This is a genomic window from Paranoxybacillus vitaminiphilus (assembly GCF_003259935.1).
Taxonomy (GTDB): Bacteria; Bacillota; Bacilli; order Bacillales; family Anoxybacillaceae; genus Paranoxybacillus; species Paranoxybacillus vitaminiphilus.
The window spans coordinates 1-6,028 of sequence record NZ_QLMH01000040.1; the positions used below are offsets into that span (position 1 = coordinate 1).

Annotated in this window: 6 protein-coding genes and 2 pseudogenes; 1 reads left to right on the forward strand and 7 read right to left on the reverse strand. The window is 40.3% G+C overall.

Going from position 1 to position 6,028, the window contains the following annotated elements:
• Positions 1 to 219: transposase (locus B0I26_RS17770; protein WP_342767136.1), on the forward strand; the 219-nt coding region annotated here is incomplete at its 5' end.
• Between the two features lie 3 nt (positions 220 to 222).
• Here the strand turns inward: B0I26_RS17770 and B0I26_RS19065 are convergent.
• The 7 genes and pseudogenes from B0I26_RS19065 to B0I26_RS17795 all read right to left on the reverse strand — a co-directional run.
• Positions 223 to 321 (reverse strand): annotated as a pseudogene (locus tag B0I26_RS19065) (hypothetical protein); the annotation flags it as partial.
• A gap of 107 nt (positions 322 to 428) precedes the next feature.
• On the reverse strand, positions 429 to 917 hold the full coding sequence (locus B0I26_RS17775) for a DinB family protein (protein WP_111646667.1): 489 nt from the start codon (positions 915 to 917) through the stop codon (positions 429 to 431).
• Positions 918 to 990: 73 nt separating this feature from the next.
• A pseudogene (locus B0I26_RS19070) lies at positions 991 to 1,119 on the reverse strand (hypothetical protein); the annotation flags it as partial.
• Positions 1,120 to 1,586: 467 nt separating this feature from the next.
• The gene (locus B0I26_RS17780) at positions 1,587 to 3,257 is read right to left on the reverse strand and encodes a methyl-accepting chemotaxis protein (protein ID WP_181503001.1); all 1,671 of its coding nucleotides are present in this window, start codon (positions 3,255 to 3,257) and stop codon (positions 1,587 to 1,589) included.
• 452 nt (positions 3,258 to 3,709) lie between these two features.
• Positions 3,710 to 4,276 (reverse strand): shikimate kinase, encoded by a 567-nt coding sequence (locus B0I26_RS17785; RefSeq protein WP_111646669.1) that lies wholly within the window; start codon positions 4,274 to 4,276, stop codon positions 3,710 to 3,712.
• Positions 4,277 to 4,292: 16 nt separating this feature from the next.
• Complete coding sequence (locus B0I26_RS17790) at positions 4,293 to 5,333, reverse strand: LacI family DNA-binding transcriptional regulator (protein WP_111646670.1); 1,041 nt, start codon at positions 5,331 to 5,333, stop codon at positions 4,293 to 4,295.
• 525 nt (positions 5,334 to 5,858) lie between these two features.
• Positions 5,859 to 6,028: TRAP transporter large permease subunit (locus B0I26_RS17795; RefSeq protein WP_146612830.1), on the reverse strand; the 170-nt coding region annotated here is incomplete at its 5' end.

A 6,028-nucleotide genomic window follows, 5' to 3' on the forward strand; every position in this document is an offset into this window, starting at 1 on the left:
TGGACGCCCGTTCGGAAAAACCAGAAAATCCATCAATCGAAAGCATGGAAACGATGGATGAAACGAAAGCGCAAAGTCATTGAAACCGTGTTTTCAGTTCTCATTGATCAGTACCGGATCACAGAGATTCGAGCCAACTCTGTTTCTGGATTTGAATCAGCTTTGGATGGCATTTTACTAGCTTATTCACTCGTCATTCTTGGGCTAGTTGAGCGTTAAAGTTCAACTAGCACCACAGGTTTTTAATAGTTTGGCAATGAAAATAGCTAAAGGTAAAATAACTCCAATTCCAAACAGATAAAGCCATACCAACGTCTCTTGAGATAAAAAAAGCTGCTAATTCCAACAAACAACCAAAATAAAATCCCGGCAATAAATACCGGATAACCTAAGTGTGCTTCTAATGATAAATCATTTTTTTATGTTTACTATGCCTTGTTTATGTTCCTTAAATAGTAAATATAATCGGTAGATACTCCCTGATAACCCAACTGCCGAATCATCGCTGAAATATTGCCGCGATGATAAGTTCCGTGATTAACGATATGGTAAATCATTTCACGGATACTGTTGCTGAAGCGCTGGCCTTTCGTGTTCGTATAAATGACTGTTTGTTCCAAATCATCTTTAAAGTTGAGAAACTGTAACATCTCATTATGTAAATAAGTAAATGCATCATTTATTTCCTGTATGGTCTTAAATGGTTTCGGTTCAATGGAATTCACACTTTTTCCGCTTATCCTTAAAAACCATAATTCATCCACAGCATACATATGGGCAAAAGTTTGTGAAATGGAAGGAAAAACACTGTTTACTTCCTTATTCATAATTTCTTTTGGTAACTTGCTCAAATGTTCGATCAGTTGTTTAGTTGCCCACGAGTGATAATCAAAAAATTGCAATGTTAACTTTTTCATTTTCTTATACCTCCTGATTTTTACAATATATAACCATTTCGCTTCATTTTTCAGAATTCCTACTCTCAAACAGTTATAAAAAAGACGAAGCAACCAGTGTGTTCTCGTATTCTATCGCTGCACACTGGTTTAGTTTTTTCTGAAAGTATTCATGATTGTAAAACAAGATATATGGTGCGATGGTTTGTGAAAGTTCTTCCTCGGTTTTACATCCAAAAAAATAATTTTTGTTTTAAGTTTAAGGCGGGAAAAGAAGGAATTGATGAAAATGCTGATTAGTCATGCCGCCATTGTTATCTTGATTGCTTTGCATCTTTGAAAAAAAGAGCCGAAGACCATTAGCCATCTATTAGTGGGAAAGGAAGCGGACTTTAAAAAGACTTTATTACAATGAATCGATTTCTCTTTTCCAAACGGCGGCTGAGCTAAGTTTATTTTTTAATATCAACTCTCTCATTGGATGGTGACTTTACCGTGATTATATGAAGAGTGAACTGCAGTACGCGGAAAAGTTGAGATATATAATAATATATAATAGTGGTCATTTCCCCTATAAATCTGCACTCCCCTGAAGCTTAAAAGTTACGCGGGATGTTTTTTCTTTCATCGCGATTAAAAAGCTTCAGTAATTATCTTTTTTGCTTGTTTACTCATTGAACAATCGGCTCCTTATGCATTGCCATGAGCCGAAACAGTAGTGAACCCCTTTGCCTGCCTTTCCAATTCTTTCGCTAAGTTCGCCAAGCTTTTAGCTGCTGAATGGATTTGCTGCATCATCGCTGTTTGCTCCTCGCAGGCTGCCGATACTTCTTCCGTGTCTCCTAAAACCCGTTCAGCTGTTTGTGAAACTAATTGAGACTGTTTCACTAAATCTTCCGTATGACGGGCAATCTCTTCTGTTCCTTGAACTACCCCGCGTATTTGGCGATGGACTTCTGAAACAGAGGCAACAATTTCAGAGAACGCCCGCTGCGCCTTTTCTCCAACCTCTTCTCCTCTCTTCACCACAGCAGCACTTTGCGTCATTTGCTCTCCTGCTTTGATCATATCTTCGCACAATTGATGAATAAATTCAGAAATTTCTTTTGTTGCTTTCCCAGTTTGTTCCGCGAGCTTCCGTACTTCTTCTGCAACGATAGCAAAACTGCGCCCATGTTCACCCGCCCTTGCTGCTTCAATGGCCGCATTGAGAGCAAGCAAGTTTGTCTGCTCGCTAATTTGTTCGATAAACGTCACGATTTTTCCTATTTTTTGTGACCGATTGCTTAACTGTTGAACAGATTTAGCCGTGTTTTCTACTTTTTGTACCATCTCGCGCATTTGCTTTGCGACTTCTTCGACGGCTTTCTTCCCTTGAACTGCCTCTTGTTGCGCCCGATCCTCTTGTTCGCCGACAGCTTGAGCCCGATTGAAGATTTGTTTCGCCTCTCGATCGACTTGATCAACCAGCTTTATCATATGATTCACTTCATTTACTTGCTCTTCTGAACCGTGTGCGATGTCCTCAGCAGAATTAGCAATTTGCTCGCTCGCTTTCGTGCTTTCTGTCGACGCTGCAAAAAGTTGTTCGGAAGAGACGGCTAATTGCTGTGACGTTCGATTCAACGAATCGATCATCTCACGTAAACGGTCGATCATTTTGTTAAATATTTGTCCTAACTGGCCAATTTCATCTTTGCGATTGACGGCAATCGAAACGGTCAAATCCCCTTCTTTCACCCGATTCATTACTTTCATCATCTGTCGAATCGCCCCTGTCAAACGATACGACCAGATCATTCCGACAATTAGAGCGAGCAGCATAGCCGCGATAACAAATACAATGACTTGCTTGCGAACGTCATAAGCTGGCTGCATGATGTCATCGTAATAGCTGCCAATCGCTAAAATCCAGCCGTTAGGAAGCTCGCGGAAGCTGACGACTTTTAATCCATCTTTCCACATGTATTCGACATAGCCCGTTTTTTCGCGCAAAATGGTCTGCATAAATGGCTCATTCGCTAAGCTTTGCCCTTCCATATTCGGATGGATGCGCAGCGTTCCTGTTTCATCTACCACATATGCATAGCCTTTCATGCCGTTCGGCTTATAGTACGCTTGAGCGACTTCTTCTACAGCTGTGCGAATTCTTTTTTCGTCCTCCTCGGTCATCACGCCATCCTGCAGCCATAAAGAAATTTCCTGCGCTTTAATTTTTGTCATGTACTCTAAATCCGCCACCGTCAAACGATACATTCCACTCGTAATCGATTTTGCATTGAAAAATCCGACTGCTCCAAGAGGCAGCGCAACGACAATGACTAGTAATAAAACAAATTTCAGCCTAAGCGAAGCCTTCATAAAAACCATCCCTCCTTTAAAAACGCTTTCTCTTACATAATAAACGACGTTCATAGAAAAACATGTCGAATCATGTCATAAAATCAAAAAATGGAAAATAAATCCGACTATTTTCACTATGCCTGTTAACCTTTTTCTACCATTTCCGATGTTCCGCCGACCGTTTAACATGTTCACTGAGAAGTCTCCCACCTCTAAGCGGAGTGTAGATGGGAGAGGTTCATCTAACTCTTTTCATGCCATAAAAATGATTTCGACACGGTGAAGAAAGCCATAAAAAATGAGATGTAAAAGGAACCTTCCTTCACAGTGAGCAAAGATTCCAATATACATCTCACCAATACCACTAATTACCTAAACAATAGTCCAGAAAAGAAAATGATTTAGATAACGCATGCATGAAAATTTTTTAGCCATGTAAAATCGGCGTGCTTTTATCCTTTCCAATGCCATCATTTATCATGTGGTTGATACAGATCCCAAGTCAATTTTATCGATTCCACAATTTGCTCCGCTGCGGTTTCAGGGTCGAGCTCGTTCGTCAAAACGCGGGAATTATGAAGCGAATACGCTTCTCTCCGTTTAAAAAATAATTGTTCGACTTCCTCTAACGTTTTATTTTTCAAAAGAGGGCGGCTGTTGACAATTAACGGAAGGCGGTCTTTCCAATACTCCCACGATAAATCTAAAAAAAACACGATGCAGTGAGATAAGCATGCGTTTCTTACTTCCTCTTGTAAATAGGCGCCTCCTCCGAGGGAAATAATTTTTAACCGCGTATTTGTACAGAGATCAACAATTAACTCTCTCTCCACTTTCCGAAAATAGTCTTCTCCCATCTGTTCAAAGATCATTGGAATCGGCATATTGCACCTATTTTCTATTTCTTGATCGACATCGATAAAATCGCGATACAGCTTTTTTGCCACAAGCTGGCCAATCGTTGTTTTCCCTACTCCCATGAAACCAATTAATACAATGTTTCTCTCCCGGAGAGGGATTTCAGAATGTTCTTTCATGTCCAATCCACTTCCCCTAAAATTGATGATCACTATGCAATAAACTCGATTCCCGCACAACGAGTTCTGGCTGTAAAATAAGGCGTTTCGCCTCTCCAGCATCACCGTTCATACGTTGATGCAAAATATCAGCTGCATACGTTCCAATGAGTTGTGGGAATGCCGAAACAGTCGTTAATGGAGGATTAAACATTGAAGATTCTTGAATGTTGTCAAACCCGACTACTGCAAAATCACGGCCTGGAATCATTCCAGCTTCCTTTAACCCAAGCATTACGCCAAATGCTACGATATCGTTATAGCCAAAAGCTGCCGTCGGCGGATTGGGATGTTGAAGAGCCTGCTTTATTGCATTGATACCACCTTGTCTTGTAGCCGGTGCCTCTATTATCAATGACTCATCAATTTCTAAACCAGCTTGATGAAACGCTTGGCAATATCCCTTCTTTCGATCTCGCCAAGCAGATGAACCAGAAAAACCGCCTAGAAAAGCAATGCGGCGATGTCCTTGTTGAATTAAATGCTCCGTCACTAATCGGCCCCCAGCCACATTATCAATACCAATATAATCAAACTGCTCTCCTGACGGCATTTCCCTCGCTACTAAAACAACAGGAATTTCCCATTGTTTTAATCGTTCCACCATGTCTACAGAACATCCGGGAACCGGGCTCATAATCACCCCGCCTACCCGATACTCAAGCATCGTTGACAGAAGCGCATCCTGTTTAGACGGAGAATCAAACGTAGTTCCTAAGATAACAGTATATCCTTCTTTATCTAATGCTTCATGAACACCAACCAATAATTCAGAAAAAAACGGGTTACCAATTTCGGTAATAATCAGTCCTACAGTGGAAGACCGCTGCGATCGTAAATTAGCCGCAACACGATCATAAATATATCCTAACTCCTTCATCGAGTTTAATACTTTTTCCCTTGTTTCTTTCGATATATGTGGACTGCCCCGAACGACGAGAGAAGCCGTTGCCCGCGACACACCAGCGTGATTGGCCACTTGTTCTAGAGTAACGCGGGCTCTCTTTTTTCGCGTCATAATATCATCACCTGCTTGCGACATTTTTGCATTATTCCTCTGTTACTCAAGTATTTGTTAGATCGATCTAAAAAAAGTATAAACGTATTTTCTAAACATTGTCAATCAATGCATCTAGCCCAGATCTTTCGCAAAATAATTTAAGAAGTTCCTTGCCTCACTAAGTAATTTGCACGTGCATTAACACATAAAAATGATTACAGCAAACTTATCGTATTTCCATCCCGATTAAAACACCTGAAAATCCTTTTATATGTATATCAAAAGCCCCCTGTCCCAATTCATTAGGGGGCTAGAAAAATCAACCTGCATGAACCTCTCCCACCTACACATTGTTTAGAGGCGGGAGACTTCTCGGGGAACATGTTAAATTTAAAATTCATTGATGCAAACATTCATTTTATGTGAATCATTCTTTTCATTCAGCACTAGTTCTACTACAACAATCATATAATGAATTAGCAAGCACAGCTCAAACATATTTTTCTGCATTAAGGTTGCATTCAAAATCCAAAATAAATTTTATTAATTATTGGTTAACCAATGAAGCGGAACAGTAACAATGGATGGGAATAAAATAAGCAATATAAGAACAAGGACTTCTGCCAGTAAGAAAGGCCATATCCCTTTCATGATGTCCTCCATTCCTATTTTCCCTACCCCACAGGCTACATTTAATACAGTACCAACCGGAG

Bases quoted from the DNA above. Each gene is read 5' to 3' on its own strand.
- B0I26_RS17780 (WP_181503001.1), bottom strand. From the start codon at position 3,257: ATGAAGGCTTCGCTTAGGCTGAAATTTGTTTTATTACTAGTCATTGTC.
- B0I26_RS17785 (WP_111646669.1), bottom strand. From the start codon at position 4,276: ATGAAAGAACATTCTGAAATCCCTCTCCGGGAGAGAAACATTGTATTA.
- B0I26_RS17790 (WP_111646670.1), bottom strand. From the start codon at position 5,333: ATGACGCGAAAAAAGAGAGCCCGCGTTACTCTAGAACAAGTGGCCAAT.
- B0I26_RS17775 (WP_111646667.1), bottom strand. From the start codon at position 917: ATGAAAAAGTTAACATTGCAATTTTTTGATTATCACTCGTGGGCAACT.